Below are 16,327 nucleotides of genomic sequence, written 5' to 3' on the forward strand. Positions count from 1 at the left end.
CAACGTGGGGACCAGACGGGGTGTGCGCACCGCCGTCGCCCTGGCGACGGCTGCCGTCGCCGTCGCCGCGCCCGCGCACGCCACCACCGAGCAGTTCGACGCCGGCCAGTGGTGGATCGAGGCCATGGGCGTCACCCAGGCGCACGAGCAGGTGACGGGCGAAGGGGTCGTCGTCGCCCTCCTCGACACCCCCATCTACGCCGAGGCGCCCGAGCTCCAGGGCCAGGACGTCGTGCCCAGCGGGACCCGGTGCGAGCAGCCATGGAGCGAGGACGACGGTGCCCCGTCGCTGCCGGCCGGACCGATCTCCGAGGTCACCTCGCACGCGACGTCGATGGCCGCGCTCATCGTCGGCAACGGGCAGGGGACGCGCGCCGACGGCCGCGGTACCGCGGGGATCGCGCCGGGCGCGACGCTGCGCACGTACGCCCTCTACGACACCATCGGGGACCGCGGGCTGGACTGCCAGCACGGGGAGCGGGACGACGTCGAGTTCCTCCGCGAGGTGCTGACCGCGGACCCCGACATCGTCGTCGTCACCTCCGAGTGGGTGGGGGAGGCCGACATCGACCTCCAGGAGGTCGTCAACGAGGGCATCAGCGACGGTGTCGTCTTCGTCAACTCGGCAGGCAACGGCGGGCCCGAGGAGGCGATCTCGCGCTTCGGCGCGGTCGACGGCGTCGTCAATGCCGTGGCGGGCGACACCGAGGGGATGGCGGCGGAGTTCAACTCCGTCGACAGCCGACCCGTCGACTACCTCACCGCGCAGGACACGCTCACCACCGACCCGGAGCAGGCCGTCGCCCTCGCCCCCACGGCCGGCGCCTCCGGGCAGCCGACCGTTCTCGTCCCCGGCGTGGACATCACCGCCGGCGGCTTCTGGGAGGGGCGCTGGGAGTCGGACCTCATGAACAGCGGCACCTCCGCCTCAGCCGCGTTCACGGCCGGGGCCCTGGCCCTCGTGATGGAGAAGTGGCCGGACGCGACCGGTAACCAGGTCCTCCAGAGCATGGTCCGGCACGCCAACCACCCCCACGCGCTCGGGTACGCGGCGGGGTACGGATTCGGTGGCCTGTCCCTCACGTCCATGCTCAGCGAGGACCCGACCGGCTACCCGGACGTCCACCCCTACTACGGGGGCCTGCGGTGGGCGTTCGCCGACGACGTTCCCCCGCCCGTCATGACCCAGCGGGGGGAGGGGGACGAGGCGCAGTTCTGGCAGCCGACCTATGCGGAGGACGAGCAGGGCCTGCCCTGGCCGCTCGGCCCCGGGACGCCGGCCACCGGATCCGCCTCCCCGAGCTCGGCCGCACCCTCACCGGAGCGCGAGGAGGCGTCCGCGGAGGCCGCGGCCCCGCGGGAGGAGACGGCAGGACCGCCGCTCGGATGGATCGTGGTCGGCGCCGTCCTCGTCGCTGCCGTCGTCGCCGGGGCGCTGTGGGCCCGGGCCCGCGCCTCACGAACCACCAACGTTGAGAACGACAACACACCAGTGGAAGGGCCAGGCGCATGAACATGCAGGTCGACGGTGGTGGTGGCGGTGGGACACCCATGGGCCCCAACGAGGCCAAGCTCCTGCTGTCGCTCAGCCAGGACGACGCGAGCCTCGCCACCATCCGGAGCGAGCTGACCACGGTCCGCGGCGAGCTCGAGGCCATCAAGGCCGAGCTCACGTCGACGATCGCGCCCCAGCTCGAGGACGCCTACCCGAGCGCGGGCGGACAGGCTGCGGCTGACGCCACCCGTCGCCTCGCCGCGGCGGTGGAGACCAAGCTCGCCGAGGTCGACTCCTCCCTCGATGCGGTGGACAGAGCGCAGTCGGCGTACCAGGCGGCGGAGCGCCGGCGCGAGGCGTTGCCCCCCGTGGGGTCCCCTCCGGTCATGAGCTCCACGGCGCGCGAGGAGGCCGAGGAGGGAACGCTCGGCCCCGCGTACCGGGCGCACCAGCACGCCCTCAACTCCCACGAGGCCGCCAAGGAGGCCCGCGAGGCGCAGGCGGGCCAGGCCTTCTCCACTCTGCAGGAGCGGTTGCAGGGGTCGGCGGGCAAGATCGCCGGCGACCTGGGCTACGGGGACACCGAGTCGACCTTCACGTCCGACCCCACTCCCGCGCCGCCCGGGTCCGGTGGATCCAACGGCGGCACCGGCGGGGGGCCGCGGGCCGGCGGCCCGGGCGGCGGCTCGGGCGGCGGCTCGGGCGGTGGCTCGGTCGCTGTGGGGTTCATCCCCGGCGGCCCGGGCAATGTCGGGTTCGTCCCCGAGAACGGTGGAGCGATCATCGGCGGTGGACCCGTTGTCGCCACCCCCCTGCCCGCGTACTTCCCGGGCGTCATCGGTTCCGTCGTGCCGCGGGACATCGTCGAACAGCCGCGCATCGGCATCCCACTGCCCGGCACGATCCCGGCCGTTGACGGCCCGGTCACGCCCGTGACCGGCCCGACGGCGCCCGGCAGCGGGTCGGCATCCGTCACCGAGGTCCGGGCCGGCGACGGAGTCGGCGCAGGCGGGTCCTCCGGTGGGGTCCTCGCCGGTGGCGCGGCTGCCGCGGCGGCCGGACTCGGTGGCCTCATCGGCGGCGGAGCTCTGCTCGGCGGCGGCGGCGGGGCCGGTGCCCGAGGGGCGGTCCCCGTCTCGTCCCGGCTCGGTGGAACGGCAGGGCCAGGCGTCGCGTCCCCCGGCGGCGCCATCCGAGGCGGCGCAGGCGCTGGCACACCGCCGACCACGCGCCCGGCGGGTGCGGGTGCTGGCGGCCAGGCGACCACGCGTACGGCCGGTGCAGGTGCGGGCGGTCAGGCCGCCGCGCGCCCGGCGGGTGCCGGTGCGGGCGGTCAGGCCGGGACGCGCCCAGCGGGTGCTGGTGCGACCACGCGCACGGCGGGTGCGGGTGCTGGCGGCCAGGCGACCGCGCGTCCGGTGGGTGCGGGTGCGGGCGGACAGGCCGCCGCACGCCCCGCAGGTGCTGGTGCGACCACGCGCACGGCGGGTGCGGGTGGTCAGGTGGCGGCGCGCGGTGCAGGCGCCGGCGCGACGACGCGTACGGCGGGTGCTGGTGCGGGCGGTCAGGGCGCCGCACGTCCCGCGGGTGCCGGTGCGACGACGCGGACGGCTGGTGCGGGTGGCCAGGTGGTGGCGCGCGGTGCAGGTGCTGGCGCGGGTGGTCAGGCAGCTGCGCGCCCCGCAGGTGCCGGTGCGGCCGCGCGTCCTGCGGGTGCTGGTGCGGCGACGCGTACGGCGGGTGCGGGTGGTCAGGTGGCGGCGCGCGGTGCTGGCGCCGGCGCGGGTGGTCAGGCCGCTGCGCGCCCCGCCGGGGCGGGCGCGGCGGGTACGCGCGCGGCTGCGGCCGGTGCGCGGGGAGCGGGCATCCGCCCCGGCGCCGCCGGTACCTCGGCTGCCTCGGGCGGCCCGAACGCCTCGGCGGGCCAGAACGGCGCCGCGACCCGCTCAGGCGGTGCCGTGGGGCGCGGCTTCGGCGCCGGCGGCGGCGCGTCTTCCCGCACGCGTGAGGACGAGCAGGCCGGGTCCGACGTCGAGGTGGGCGAGGACTGGCTGGACGGCGACGACTTCGCCGGCGACGGGGTCATTCGGTGAGCGCGATCGACATGACGGCGGCTCCCACTGTCGCCACCTCGCAGGAGATCGTCCGGCTCACCGTCTCGGCCCGCTCGCGCACGGCCGACCTCACCCTGCCGGCCCTCCTGCCGGTGGCCGAGGTCCTGCCCGGCGTCGTCCAGACGCTGGGTGTCCTCGAGCCCGACGAGGTCCATGGCGGCTACCGGATCCACACGGCCGAGGGGCACGAGCTGGACCTCGAGCTGAGCCTGCTGGCCCAGGGCGTCCGTGACGGCGCCGTTCTCAGCGTCAGCGTGGGGGTCGACCAGGCCCCGCCCAAGGTGTACGACGACGTCGTCGAGGCGATCGCCGACGTCGTCGAGGAGCAGGCCGGAGGGTGGACCCCCGAGAGCTCCCGCCGCACCGTGCTCGCCGTCGCTGCGACGTTCGCGCTCCTCGGCGCGTGGACGCTGCACGTGGCGCCGCTCTCCGCCCTCCTCGTGACGGTGACGGCGGCCGGGGTGGCGGTGCTCGCCACCCTCGCCGGCGCGGTCCTGGCCAAGGTGCGCGCCGACATCGCCGGTGCGCTCGTCCTCCTCGGCGTCGCTGTGGCCTTCGCCGTCGTCGCCGCGACCGGCGGCCTGCTCGACGGTCCTGGCCCCACGGGGGTGGCGGCCGGGCTCGGCGCGGCCGCGGTCGGCGCCGCCGGTCTGGCGGTGCTCGGCGCCCGGGGCTGGCCGCTGCTGCCCGCCGTCACCGTGGGCGCCGTGGGAGCAGCGGTCGGCGGCCTCGTCGCGACCACGGACATCGACGCCGGTCAGGCACTCCTCGTCCTCACCGCCCTGCTCGTCCTCGTCGCCGGTCTCCTTCCGCGGTACGCGCTGCAGGTCACCCGCACCACCCCGCCGCCCGCGCAGTCCGAGGCGGCGGTCCTCGCTGACCCCGAGCCCATCGATGAGCGGGCGCTGCGCCGTCGGGTCGAGCTGTCGGCCCGGGTCGTGCACGGCCTGCGGCTCACGCTCGTGGTCCTCCACGTGCTCGCCGCCCCGGTCGTCGCGGCGATGAACCCGCTGGCGCTGGCGGTGACGTGGATCGTCTCCGCGCTCCTCATCCTCGCGGCCCGGCGCGACGCACGCGCCGTCGACGTCATCGTCTCCGTGACCGGCGGCGTGCTCGCCGTCGTCACCGCGACCGTCGGGGCCATCCTCGCCGAGCCCGGCTGGGTGCCGGTCGTCGGGATCGTCGTGGCCGTGACGGCGACGGCCGTGCTCGTCTCGTTCGTCTTCCCCTCGCGCAACGAGGTCGCCCTCGCCCGCGCACTTGATGTCAGCGAGTCCGTCCTCCTGCTCCTCCTCGTCCCCCTCACCGTCCTCGCCCTCGGAGTGATCCCGTTCCCATGAGCCCCACTGCCCGCCACCGCGCCGCCGGACGTGCCGTCACCACCCCCCGAAAGGACCACCCCATGAGCTCCACCCGCCCCGGCATGAGGCTCGCCGCGACCGGCGTGTTCGCCGCCGCCACCCTCCTCGCGCCCAGCGCTGCTGCCGCGCCCGCCACCGAGGCGGAGACGGCGGACACCGGCCTCGCGCTGACCGACGCGCAGATCGCCGAGCTTCCCGTGGACATCCAGCGCCTCCTCCTCACGACGGACGTGGGCGAGCTCCCCCGGGAGGTGGGCGACATCGTCTGCGACATCATCCCCATCCCCGAGCTGTGCGAGGACGAGCCGGGGCTGCCGACGCCGGAGCCGGAGGAGCCGGGCGACCCCGGCCTGCCCACGCCGGGCCCGGTGGACCCGGAGCCCGAGCCGACGCCGGACCCCGAGCCCGAGCCGGAGCCCGAGCCGGAGCCGACGCCGGAGCCCGAGCCCGAGCCGACGCCGGAGCCCGAGCCCGAGCCGACGCCCGAGCCCACCCCGGACCCGCAGCCCACGCCGGACCCGCAGCCGACGCCGGACCCGCAGCCCACGCCGGACCCGCAGCCGACGCCGGACCCGCAGCCCACCCCGGACCCGCAGCCCACGCCTGGCCCGCAGCCGACCCCCGGCCCGCAGCCGACGCCCGGCCCCGGCCCGCAGCCCACGCCCCCGCCGGCCGCCCAGCCCGGCTCGCAGCCGGCGCCCGCGGCGCCCGGTCCGGTCGGTGACGTCCGCGGCCGCGAGGTCACGGCGGCGCCGGTGCCCGACGCCCCGTCCTCGCGGGTCCTCGGCGCCGACCTCATCCGCCGCGAGCGGGAGGCCGCTGCCGCTGCCGCTGCTGCGCAGCCCCAGGGCCCCCAGCTCGCCCAGACCGGCGTGAGCCCCGAGGGTCTGCTCTCCTCCGCCGGCGCGGTCGTCGCTACCGGCCTCGGACTGCTCGGGCTCGGCGCCCTCGCGCGTCGTCGCGGCCGCCACTCCGCCTGACGGCGGCTTTTCTCTAGGGAAGGAGCGCGAAGCAGCCGGTGGCGAGCAAGCGTGAACTCATCGAGGCGCACAAGTACAGCCGACGGCGCCTCGTCTCGGCCTTCGTCAGCGGCACCCCGCGCGGCAAGGAGGTCGAGAGCCTGTCCCGGGCGCGCCCGGTCGTGGCCGGCGTCGTGCTCACCGGCCTCATGGTGGCCGGCGTGGCCGTGAGCGGGCTGCTCAGCCCCGGGCTGCCCGAGGACTGGGACCAGCAGGGCGTCGTCATCACCGAGGAGAGCGGGGAGCGCTTCCTCGCGCTCGAGGGCACCCTCTTCCCGGTCATCAACACGACGTCCGCGCGCCTGCAGCTGCCCGCGGAGTCCGGGTTCCGGGTCGAGATCGTCCCCGACGACGCGGTGGCGGCCGCGCCGCGCGGCGCCACCATCGGCATCCTCGGAGCGCCCGACGACCTTCCCGGACCCGCGCAGCTCCTGCAGACCGGGTGGACGTCCTGCCTCGCGCCCACCGGGGCCACGTACCTTGCCGTCGACCCTGCCGTCACCCTCGAGCCCGACCCGGCCGCCGCCGTGGTCCTCGAGCACGAGGGGGGCCAGGTGCTCGTCGCCGGGGGCGTGCGGTACGCCATCCCGCTCGAGGGGCAGGCCAACGTCCGCCGGGTGCTGGCCCTCGACACCGTGCCGGCTGTCCCCGCGTCGGGGACCTTCGTCGACCTGTACACCGCAGGGACCGCGCTGCAGTGGCCCTTCGAGCGGATCGCCGGCTTCGGCGAGACGCTCCCGCAGGCGGTCGGCTCCGCGAAGAGCGTGGGTCAGCTGGTGCGCAACACCGACGTCGGCGGGGCGCCGTCGATCCTCACGCGCGCCGGCGCTGCGCCGATCTCGGAGTTCGCGGCGGCGCTGTACTCGGTGCAGGCACCGTCCGGCCTGGGCAACGAGATCGAGGTGACCAACGCCGACCTCGACACGGTCGCGAACGACACCAACCCCTACCCGCCGGAGAACTGGCCGACGGCGCTGCCCGAGACGACGACCGAGCGGCCCTGCGCCGTCCTCCAGACGAGTGAGCGCCGGGCCACCACCGCCTTCGCGACCGTGCCGGCGACCGCCGAGATGTTCGGCGGGCGCCGGGTGACGGTCGCGCCCGGCAGCGGGGCGCTCGTCCGGATGAGCAGCACGGGCACCGGCGTCGGACCGGTGTTCCTCGTCGACCAGACCGCCACCCGCTTCGAGGTCAGCGACCCGTCCGCGGAGACGCTCGCCCGGCTCGGCTACGCCGACGTCGACCTGGTCCAGGTGCCGGCGCCGTGGCTCGCGCTGCTCGGTGACGGCCCCGAGCTCAACGCGGAAGCGGCGCGCGCCGCGGTCTCCCGCACGTTGGCCGGAACCGGGTCGTGAGGAGGACCGCCCGTCGGCTCGGCGCCGCGGCCGCGGCGCTCGGGGTGCTCCTGCCCCTCGCGGGGCTGGCGGGAACGCCCGCGACGCCGGCGACGGCCGGCGTTCCTGTGCCGACGGCGGCCCGCCCGGCGGTGGACGCCGTCGGCGACGCCGACTCCTCGCAGACCTGCGACCAGGAGGGCGGGTACGCCATCAGCAGCCGGCCGGTGGCCCTTGACGGCTACGACGCCAGCCGGCTGTGGTCCCGCGCGGCGGGCCGCGGGGTGCGGGTCGCCGTCGTCGACTCGGGGATCAACGTCGCGAACCCGCACTTCACCACCGAGGGGCCGACCGGGCCCGCCTACGAGGCCGGCACGTCCCTGCTGCCCGCCTCACTGGCCGAGGAGTACGTCAACGCCTACGACCCGCGGGGCTGGGCTGACCCCTCCGGGCACGGCACCGCCGTCGCCGGCATCATCGCCGCGCGGCCCGTGGAGGACTCGACGTCGGAGGTCGTGGGCCTCGCCCCGTACGCGACGATCGTGCCCGTGCAGGTCTTCGGCGCCGTCGTCGAGACGAGCGAGGACAGCGTCGACCTGCTCCCCGACACCGGCCGGCTCGCCGCCGGCATCCGGTGGGCGGCGGACGCCGGCGTCCAGGTCATCGCCGTGTCGATGAGCGTCCTCGACCCCGACCCGCGCCTCGCGGAGGCCGTCGCCTACGCCGTCGGCAAGGGCATCCTCGTCGTCGCCAGCGCGGGCAGCTTCGAGACGGCCGCCGAGGGTGACCCGGGTGGCGTGCACTACCCGGCCGGGTTCCCCGGCGTCCTCGGCGTCACCGCCGTCGACGTCTTCGGGCAGCCGTCCGCTCGCAACTTCACCGGGGAGCACGTCGACGTCGCGGCGCCCGGGCAGCAGGTGGCCACGGCCTACCGCGGGCTGCTCGACTGCTACCTCGGGGAGGAACCCGCGCCGAGCTACGCCGTCCCGTACGTCGCTGCGACCGCTGCGCTGCTCGCGGAGGAGTTCCCCGACGAGGGCGCCGAGATGTGGGCGCACCGGATCATGATGTCGGCGGAGCGGCCGCAGCAGGCCGTGCGGGACGACGCCGTCGGCTGGGGCGCGCTCGCTCCCTACGACGCGCTCACCATGACCGTCGACCCCGACCGGCCGGGCCCGGCCGTCCCGGGGCACCCGCCCGTGAAGGACGTGTCCGAGGCCACCGCCCCGCCGGTGGCGTCGCCGCCGGTGGACCCGTGGGCGCCCGCGCGGGACTCAGGGCTCCTGCTCGCCGTCGGTGGCGTGGCGCTCGTGGCGGTGCTCGCGATGGTCCGGACCCTGGGGCGCGGCACCCACCGCGGACGCATCGAGGTGCCCGGATGACGGACACCGTGCGCAAACGCTGGCGCTCGGCGCCGGGGGTCTCCATGATCATCACCAGTAGAGCAGTCGTCCTAACAAGGAGGTCGCGTCGTGGCAGGTGACGGGTACGAGGTCGAGGCAGGGGACCTCCGGGTCCAGGCGAACAGGGACTGGACGGACGCGGCCGAGCTCAACGGTGCGGCTGCCGACCTCAACCAGTGCAACGCCCCGGCCGCCGCCGGGGCGGCCGACTCCCCGGACCTCACAGAGGCCATGGAGTACGCGCTGAGCCTGTTCCGGAACGTGTTCTGGGAGTTCTCCGACGCGACGGCGATCCTCGGCTCCTCCGAGTCGGTCGCGGCGTCCCGATACGACAACAACGAGGCCGAGAGCTCGTCGCTCTACGGCCGGATGGGAATGCCTCGATGAGCGGCGCCACCGCCCTCCCGCTCCCGGAGGGGACCCCCGGGTCCCTCACCGCGGTGAGCAGCGACCTCGTCCGGGTCGACTCCCGCGTCGACCAGACCCTCATCGCCCAGCACGGCGCGAGCTCGCCCGTCATCAGCTCCAGCTGGAAGGGCGGCGCCGCCGAGTCACGGGCCGCCGAGGCGAACACGCTGCGGGCGCGGCTGACGAGCGCGAGCGACCGGCTCCCCACGATCGGCACCGCGCTGACGACGTACGGCGAGAAGCTCGCCACCACGATCGAGAAGGTGCGGCGGTGGCAGCGGAAGTGGGACGAGGCCCAGGAGACCTACACGACGCTGGTCCGCCGGCTCCGCAACGAGCCCGACGAGGAGGGCTTCGACAAGCAGGCCGTGGCCGACAAGGCCGCCGACGACCGTGACGCCGAGCACGAGCGGCTCAAGCGGCTGTACACCGACGCCATGGACGAGCTGACCGCGGCGGGGAAGACCGCGGCCACGACGGTCCGCGGCCAGTGCGACCTCGTCGTCCCCGAGGGCAACGCCGACAGCCGCAACGAGGTCGGTGCGCACCTGCTGCGCGACCTGCCCCTGTCCGGTGGCGAGGCGATGAGCGAGCTCGCCAAGGACGTGGCTCCCGAGCTCGCGGACGACCTGCGCAAGGTCGTCGAGTCGAACGACCCCGACAAGATCGCCGCCTTCCTCGAGGAGTACGAGCAGTACGCCGACGACCCGTACTTCGCGCAGGCCGTCATGTCCGAGCTCGAGGCCGAGGGTCTCATGGAGACCTTCACCGACCTCGCGATCGTGAACGCCTCGCTGGCGGGGCAGGACGACAAGCTGGGCGACCAGCAGCAGGCTCTCCTGAGCATGCTCGGCACCATGTACGCCACGGCGTCCGGCCCCGCCGAGGGGGACGTGGACCCGCACGGGTACAACTTCGAGGGCATCAACGAGTGGCGGGACGAGGTCTGGTTCCCCTCTCTCACCGAGTCCGGCCGAACCGATTACGAGTTCGCCAACGACAGCTTCGCCGGCGGTCACTTCGACGGTTACTGGGCGCAGGGCCAGCTGCTCGCGGCCGCTACCCAGGCCGGCGTCAGCCCGGGCGTCGATTTCATGGAGCATGTCGGCGTCGACCTCGTGGAGTGGGACCGGGAGAACGGGGGCTACGAGGACTACCGCTCGTTCAACCACGGGCCGACGGGGATGACGGGGCCCGACTTCTTCGACTACGGCGACCGCGACTCCATGCGGGCCTTCCACGCCAATGACCCGGTCTGGGCGCTCCTCGAGTCCGCGTCCCAGCACGAGGAGACCACCCAGGCCCTGCTCATGTCGGACGTCTCGGCCAAGAACGGGGACCAGTCGATCGTCGACTACCTCGTGCGCGAGCGGGGCGGCTCGATGGAGACGCGCATGCCGTTCCCCGACGGGGGGAAGCTGCTCGCCGAGACGGTCGCGGAGTACGGCACCGACCGGAGCGACGAGGCCAGCACAGCGCTCGCCGCGCAGTACCTCAACGCCTACGTCGACACCGTCGGGTCCGGGGAGTTCGCCAACGGCGAGAAGATGACCGACAACGCGTTCGCCGAGGGGCGCACGGGCACCGCGGACGTCATCAGCGCGCACATCGAGGACTTCATCCGGGCCACCGACAGCCCCGACGTCAGCAATAGCCCCTTCAGCGAGGAGCTGGGTCGCGCGGGCGACCCGACCTCGTACCGGGTCAACTTCGACGAGGAGACCAGCGACCACTTCGCGCAGATGTTCGGCGACCTCGCCCTCGACCGTCCCGACGAGGTGGTCACCTCCGACAACCCGGACGCCCGGGACAACCCGCCGGCGCTCCAGCGGGTGTTCAACGCCGCCCTGGCGCACAACGCCACGGCGCTCCACGAGGGGTACGCCAGCCCCGACGGAGACCCGATGGTCGCCATGGACCGCGGGGCCGGCTTCCTCGTCCACCTCACCGAGAGTGCCGGCCACGGGCGGGTGGAGTCGGCCGAGGCGCAGGACGCCTACAACGAGTACCTCCGTGAGGTGCTCGACTCTGGCGCGGGCCTCGTTCCCGTGGGCAGCATCCCCGTCGTGGGGGGCGTGGCCGACGCCGCCTACGGGCTCGGGACCGACGCCATCCTCGACCGGATCATCGACACCGACCACGCCACGCGCCAGGAGGTGAGCGAGGCCGAGGTCGGTCAGAACGTCCGGAAGCTGCTCGAGGACCAGGCCACGATGGCGGTCATCGAGAACGGGGCGTGGGAGGAGGGCAAGGACCCGGTGACCTGGGCCGCGGATCGCGGGCTCTCCGACTCTCAGACCTTCGTCCGGGACGGCCAGCTCATGCCCATCGAGGAGATCCTCGCGGACCCCGACCGGCAGGCGGCCTTCTTCGACCACTACCTCCGCGAGCCGGATGGTGGTGCCGGCGTGATCCGCGAGCTCACCGACCAGATCGAGGAGGCCGTCGGGTCCGGCTCCGTGCGGGCTGAGGACGACTACAAAGCGGGCGGGTGAGCGGATGAGGTACCGGGTCGGCGAGCGTGCGCTGGGCCTGAGCGCCGCCGCCGCTGTCGCAGTCGGCGTGGCGGGGTGCTCCTCCGCCCCCACGCCGGAGGAGGTCATCGACTTCGGCGCGCACCTGCCCGCCGGGGACCGGTGGTGCCAGGTGCTCACGGCGGACCAGGTGGGGACGTTGCTCGGCGCGGGCGACCTCGACCGGGTGCGGGAGACCGGCGCCATCGGCCCCGACGCGTCGGTAGGGCAGAACTGCGAGGTGGTGTGGGCGGACGGGGACGAGCCGGTGAGGCTCGCGTCCGCCTACGTGAACTTCCGCTGGGGGGACTCGTCCGTGGACTCGCTGACGAACCTGCGCAACCTCCTGGGGGAGGACGGAGAGCGCCTCGCCGGCGGGGAGGTGGAGGAGCTTCGCCCCGGGGTCTACCTCCAGAGCAGCGACGACAGCCTCCACGTGTTCCAGGCGTGTGCGCCGACGTCCGCGGACGCGGAGGACCGCCCGGTGCGGGACGGCGCCCCGCTGCCGACGGTGCTCACCGGGGCGGTGTCCCTGAGCCCGGCACCGGAGGGCGAGCCGCTCACCGGGGAGGAGCTCGCCCAGCTGGGAGAGGTCCTCACCGAACGGATGCACTGGGCCAACCAGTACCCCTGCGCCGGCGAGGCCCGTCCGCTCGGCGCCGAGGACTGGCAGCCCCTCGTCGACCTCGTCTTCGCCGACTGACCATGCCTCCTGCTCGTGATCATGCAGAAGTTCCAACCAGGAGCGGCCACGGCCGCCCGGGCAGGCGCGCCGCCGTCGCGCTGGCCGTGCTCGCGCTGGCGGGATGCTCGTCGGTGCCGCCCGCTGACGAGGTCATCCCGAACTCCTCGCCGTCGCAGGAGGGCGGTTGGTGCGCGGTACTCACGGAGGAGGACGTCGCGGCTCTCGTGGGCGCGGACCAGACCGAGCGCGTGCGCCAGAGCGGGCAGATGTCCCGCACCCGGACGACCCGGGAGTGCACCCTCTACTGGGCGGACGGCCGGGAGTACACCACCGTCGCGACGATTCGTGCCATCAACGGCGGCGTGATCGGCGACGGTGACATGGGGCACCGGCGCATCCTTCCCGTGATCGGCGAAGGTGGGCGGCTCGTGGCCGACGGCAGCACCGTCGAGCTCGGTGACGGCGTCTATCGCCACGGCGAGTACGTCGTCACGTGGACCGTCCTCGGCCCGGACGAGGAGCAACCCGCGATCGCCGAGACGGCGCTCTACATCCCCGACGGCCTTCCTGGCGAGATCTCACAGGAGCGGCTCGCGGAGATCGGGGAGCAGATGCAGAGCATGACGGCCGGCCTGGTCGACTGGCAGGGGCAGGCGCGCCCGTTCGCGGTCGAGGACCTCGCCCGCCTTCTCGAGGCGGGCGGGTGAGCGGGTCGACACAGCGAGCCCATCGGGGCCGGCGTGCCGTCCTCGGGCTACTACGCCGCCACGCTCGGGGCCCTGCGCGACCTGGTCGGGAAGGGCGCGGAGCGGTTGTCCTCCGGGGCCACGCTCCACGACGTGACGGCCTGGGTCTAACCGTGCGAGGGCACCCTGGTTCCGCTCGGCCCGGGGGGACTGGCAGCCGCTGCTGGACCGCGCCACCGGCGTCGGCTGAGGCAGTCGCCGTCGGTCAGAGCTCGCGGCGCATGAGCCAGCGCGGCCGGTGCCCGCTGTGCCCCGTCGTGGGCGCGGCCCGGTGGAACCCTGCTCGCTCGAACGCCTCCACGGTGCCCACGTACCCGGAGATGACGTCGACCTTGTCGCCGCCCTTCTCGATCGGGTAGCCCTCCACCACCTCGGCGCCGTGCGCCCGGGCGTGCTCGACCGCGCCGGCGAGGAGCTCGTGCATGAGCCCCCGACGGCGGTACCCCGGCCGCACGACGAAGCACACGACGCTCCACGGCTCGGGCCCCTCGAGGAGCGGAAGCGTGCGGGAGCGCATGAGCCGCCGGTACGTCCCGCGCGGCGCCACCGAGCACCAGCCCGCGACGTCGTCGTCGACGTAGGCGAGCACCCCGGGCCCCGGCTCGGTGGCGCACTCGGCGCGCATGTACTCCGGGCGCGCGAGGTTGGGCACGCGCGAGTCGCGGTAGCTCATGCACCAGCAGCCGCCGGCGTCGGCCCGTTTCGTCCCGACCACCAGCGCGAAGTCCTCGAAGCGCCCGACGGCGGGGCGCACCTGCGTCGCCATGTCGGCACAGTAGGGGTCCGCGCCGACCCGGGGAAGGGCCCGGCGTCGCCGTGCGAGTGCGGTCCTCCCCGGCGCGCCGCGGTCGCCGGTGTTGCCGTCGTCGCCTCGCGGGCCGGCCTCGCGCGCGACAGGGTGGTCCCATGGCCAAGGGGTCGAGGACCACCGCGGGCGGTGCCACGGGGGCCCGTCACCCGCGGACGCCGGCCAGCGGCGCCACGGGCGTGCCGGGGACGGCGCCCCGCGCCGTCGTCGTCGCCGACGTGGCCGGGACGACCTACCGGCACCTGCGCCTGGCCGTCGTGGCGCTCGCGGTCCTGCTCCTCGTCGCACTCGCGACCGAGATCCTGGCCGACGGCGGCCGGGAGCGCTTCGGCTCCATCAGCGGGTACTACTACTCGCCGGTGCGCGACGTGCTCGTGGGGTCCCTCGTCGCCACGGGGGTGGTGCTCCTCGCGATCCGCGGCCGGCGCGGGTGGGAGGAGACCCTCCTCACCGTCGCCGGGATGCTCGCACCGGTCGTCGCCCTGGTGCCGACGCCGGTCGCCGCGGACCGCGCCGACGGCGGGTGCCCCGCGGGCGCCACCCGGTGCCTGCCGCCGGGGGCCGCCGAGAGCGTCGAGTCCAGCGTCCTCGCGCTCATCGTCGTCGGCGCCCTGGTCCTCGCGGCCACCGTCGTGGGTGCAGTCGTCGGGGCGGCCCGCGGCTGGCCCTGGCGCGATTTCGCTGCCTGGGGACCGCTCGTCACCGCGTCGCTCGTCTGGGCCGCGGCGGCCGTCTCCTTCTGGCTCGCCCGGGACGCCTTCCTCGCCGTGGGGCACTACGCGGCGGCCGTCGCGTTCTTCGCGTGCACCGCCGCGCTGGCGTACGTCAACGGCCGACGGGTGGCCGCTCGGCAGGGCGTCCCGCTCATGCCCGCCGCGGCCTACGCCCGCTGCTACCGCGCCATCAGCGCGCTCATGGCCCTCACGCTCGTTGCCGCCGGTGCCTACTACCTGGTGACGTGGTGGGCGGACCGGGAGGCCTGGTCGGCGACGGTCTTCACCGCGGAGCTCGTCCTCGTCGTCCTCTTCACGGTGTTCTGGGGCCTGCAGACGGCGGAGAACTGGCGGGCCGAGGCCGTGATCGAGGAGGCCGGCGGGGGAGCGCCGGCCGCGTGAGGGCTACCGCTCGATGACGTTGCGCAGCGGCTTGCCGGCGACGAACGCGGCGAGGTTCTCGCTGAGCAGCTCGTCCACGCCCACGGGGCGGCCCCCGGCGGAGTGCGGGCTGATGATGACGTTCGGCGCGTCCCACAGCGGTGAGTCCGCCGGCAGCGGCTCGGTCTCGAAGACGTCCAGCCCGGCGCCGCCGAGCGTCCCGGCCTCGAGGGCGGCGACCAGCGCCGCCTCGTTGACCGTCGACCCGCGCCCCACGTTGATCACCCACGCGCGCGACGGCAGCAGGGCCAGCCGCTCGGCGTCGAGGACGTGGTCCGTGTCGGGGGAGGAGGGCAGGATCAGCACGAGGACGTCCGCGTTGCGCAGCTCCTCGTCGACGTCGTCCTCGGCCACGACGGGGAAGCCGTCGCGCTCACCGGCGGACCGGGCCACGCCGCGCACGTGGGCGCCAAGGGCGTCCAGGTAGCGGGCGAGCGTGCGGCCGATGCCGCCGAAGCCCCAGATGAGGACGTGGGCGCCGAGGAGGGTGGTCACCCGGTCGGCGGGGTGCAGGGCCTGGACGCCGCCGACCTCGCGGGCCCAGCGGTGCTCCCGCCGGGCCTCGGCGAGCTCGGGGAAGCGTCGGAGCCCGGCGAGGGTGAGCGCGAGCGCGTGCTCGGCGACCGTGCGGTCGTGCAGGCCGCGCCCGGACGTGATGATCACGTCGTCCGCGAAGCCCGCGGCGAGGACCGCGTCGGGGCCGGCCGCCAGCGACTGCACCCAGCGGAGCCGGGTGAGCGCTTGTGCGGTGTCGGCGAGGCTGCCGCTGCCGCTCTGGCCCCACGAGACGAGGATCTCGGCGTCGTGGTGCTCGGGCGGGACGGGCTTCGAGGGGCTGTAGCGCACGGCCTCGACGCCGGGCGGCAGGTCGGGGTCGAGCGGGGTGTTGTCCGGCAGGAGGATCTTCACGGGTGGTGCTCCTCGGGGAGGGCGTGCGGCGGGCGCGCGCCGGGCCGGCGGTCGCGCGGCCCATCGTCGCCGGAGCCGGCCGCGGGTGCACGGCGGTCGGCCCCCGGCGTGGACTCCCCGCTCCGCCGCGCGGCCTCGGCACGCACGTCACGCCGGCGCTGGGGGACCGCCCAGGCGAGGGCCAGCAGACCGAGCACGACGCCGGCGACGCACACCTCGACGGTCCGTGCCGGGATGGACAGGCCCATGAGACGCATGACGACGGACGCGATGAGGACGGCGACCCAGACGCCGATGCCGGTGACCACCATGGTCACGGTGTTCACTCTCATGGGCGGCAGGTCGTCGGGGATGGTCCGCCGCGGCCGCATCCCGTGA

The 16,327-nt window shown here is 75.0% G+C and carries 14 protein-coding genes; 11 read left to right on the forward strand and 3 right to left on the reverse strand.

What is annotated here, in order from left to right; all coding sequences use genetic code 11:
- The first annotated feature begins 4 nt into the window (after window positions 1–4).
- The 10 genes from EBO36_RS02105 (at window position 5) to EBO36_RS02155 (ending at window position 13,039) form a co-directional block, all read left to right on the forward strand.
- On the forward strand, window positions 5–1,513 hold the full coding sequence (locus tag EBO36_RS02105) for a S8 family serine peptidase (protein WP_164471298.1): 1,509 nt from the start codon (window positions 5–7) through the stop codon (window positions 1,511–1,513).
- Complete coding sequence (locus EBO36_RS15840) at window positions 1,510–3,588, forward strand: hypothetical protein (RefSeq protein WP_164471299.1); 2,079 nt, start codon at window positions 1,510–1,512, stop codon at window positions 3,586–3,588. The genes EBO36_RS02105 and EBO36_RS15840 overlap by 4 nt, the downstream gene beginning before the upstream one ends.
- The gene (gene eccD, locus EBO36_RS02120) at window positions 3,585–4,949 is read left to right on the forward strand and encodes a type VII secretion integral membrane protein EccD (RefSeq protein ID WP_122823167.1); all 1,365 of its coding nucleotides are present in this window, start codon (window positions 3,585–3,587) and stop codon (window positions 4,947–4,949) included. The genes EBO36_RS15840 and eccD overlap by 4 nt, the downstream gene beginning before the upstream one ends.
- 62 nt (window positions 4,950–5,011) lie before the next feature.
- Complete coding sequence (locus tag EBO36_RS15210; RefSeq protein WP_164471300.1) at window positions 5,012–5,950, forward strand: hypothetical protein; 939 nt, start codon at window positions 5,012–5,014, stop codon at window positions 5,948–5,950.
- 38 nt (window positions 5,951–5,988) lie between these two features.
- Window positions 5,989–7,344: a type VII secretion protein EccB gene (gene eccB, locus EBO36_RS02130; protein ID WP_122823168.1), complete on the forward strand. Its 1,356-nt coding sequence runs from the start codon at window positions 5,989–5,991 to the stop codon at window positions 7,342–7,344.
- Window positions 7,341–8,705 carry a S8 family serine peptidase gene (locus EBO36_RS02135; RefSeq protein ID WP_122823169.1) on the forward strand — a complete coding sequence of 455 codons (1,365 nt, stop codon included), beginning with the start codon at window positions 7,341–7,343 and terminating at the stop codon, window positions 8,703–8,705. The genes eccB and EBO36_RS02135 overlap by 4 nt, the downstream gene beginning before the upstream one ends.
- 90 nt (window positions 8,706–8,795) lie before the next feature.
- Window positions 8,796–9,113: a hypothetical protein gene (locus EBO36_RS02140; RefSeq protein WP_122823170.1), complete on the forward strand. Its 318-nt coding sequence runs from the start codon at window positions 8,796–8,798 to the stop codon at window positions 9,111–9,113.
- A complete protein-coding gene (locus tag EBO36_RS02145) occupies window positions 9,110–11,629 on the forward strand; it encodes a hypothetical protein (protein ID WP_122823171.1) in 2,520 nt (839 codons plus the stop codon). The genes EBO36_RS02140 and EBO36_RS02145 overlap by 4 nt, the downstream gene beginning before the upstream one ends.
- Before the next feature lie 4 nt (window positions 11,630–11,633).
- The gene (locus EBO36_RS02150) at window positions 11,634–12,350 is read left to right on the forward strand and encodes a hypothetical protein (protein ID WP_122823172.1); all 717 of its coding nucleotides are present in this window, start codon (window positions 11,634–11,636) and stop codon (window positions 12,348–12,350) included.
- Window positions 12,351–12,463: 113 nt separating this feature from the next.
- Entirely contained in the window at window positions 12,464–13,039 is a 576-nt protein-coding gene (locus tag EBO36_RS02155) for a hypothetical protein (RefSeq protein WP_127573447.1), read from the forward strand.
- A gap of 244 nt (window positions 13,040–13,283) precedes the next feature.
- On the opposite strand, the gene EBO36_RS02160 is transcribed toward EBO36_RS02155, so the two are convergent.
- A complete protein-coding gene (locus EBO36_RS02160) occupies window positions 13,284–13,844 on the reverse strand; it encodes a GNAT family N-acetyltransferase (RefSeq protein WP_122823174.1) in 561 nt (186 codons plus the stop codon).
- 140 nt (window positions 13,845–13,984) lie between these two features.
- On the opposite strand from EBO36_RS02160, the gene EBO36_RS02165 reads away from it, so the two are divergent.
- Complete coding sequence (locus tag EBO36_RS02165; RefSeq protein ID WP_122823175.1) at window positions 13,985–15,001, forward strand: hypothetical protein; 1,017 nt, start codon at window positions 13,985–13,987, stop codon at window positions 14,999–15,001.
- A gap of 3 nt (window positions 15,002–15,004) precedes the next feature.
- Here EBO36_RS02165 and EBO36_RS02170 read toward each other — a convergent pair whose 3' ends face one another.
- Window positions 15,005–15,949: a phosphoglycerate dehydrogenase gene (locus EBO36_RS02170; RefSeq protein ID WP_122823176.1), complete on the reverse strand. Its 945-nt coding sequence runs from the start codon at window positions 15,947–15,949 to the stop codon at window positions 15,005–15,007.
- The gene (locus EBO36_RS02175) at window positions 15,946–16,320 is read right to left on the reverse strand and encodes a DUF2530 domain-containing protein (protein WP_164471301.1); all 375 of its coding nucleotides are present in this window, start codon (window positions 16,318–16,320) and stop codon (window positions 15,946–15,948) included. Before EBO36_RS02175 ends, EBO36_RS02170 begins: the two co-directional genes overlap by 4 nt.
- Between the last annotated feature and the right edge of the window lie 7 nt (window positions 16,321–16,327).

The sequence above is a fragment of the Georgenia faecalis genome, assembly GCF_003710105.1.
Classification (GTDB): domain Bacteria; phylum Actinomycetota; class Actinomycetes; order Actinomycetales; family Actinomycetaceae; genus Georgenia_A; species Georgenia_A faecalis.

What these genes read in the sequence shown, in the direction of transcription:
- EBO36_RS15840 (WP_164471299.1), top strand. Translation starts at nt 1,510, where the DNA reads ATGAACATGCAGGTCGACGGTGGTGGTGGCGGTGGGACACCCATGGGC.
- EBO36_RS15210 (WP_164471300.1), top strand. Translation starts at nt 5,012, where the DNA reads ATGAGCTCCACCCGCCCCGGCATGAGGCTCGCCGCGACCGGCGTGTTC.
- EBO36_RS02145 (WP_122823171.1), top strand. Translation starts at nt 9,110, where the DNA reads ATGAGCGGCGCCACCGCCCTCCCGCTCCCGGAGGGGACCCCCGGGTCC.
- EBO36_RS02150 (WP_122823172.1), top strand. Translation starts at nt 11,634, where the DNA reads ATGAGGTACCGGGTCGGCGAGCGTGCGCTGGGCCTGAGCGCCGCCGCC.
- EBO36_RS02160 (WP_122823174.1), bottom strand. Translation starts at nt 13,844, where the DNA reads ATGGCGACGCAGGTGCGCCCCGCCGTCGGGCGCTTCGAGGACTTCGCG.
- EBO36_RS02165 (WP_122823175.1), top strand. Translation starts at nt 13,985, where the DNA reads ATGGCCAAGGGGTCGAGGACCACCGCGGGCGGTGCCACGGGGGCCCGT.
- EBO36_RS02175 (WP_164471301.1), bottom strand. Translation starts at nt 16,320, where the DNA reads ATGCGGCCGCGGCGGACCATCCCCGACGACCTGCCGCCCATGAGAGTG.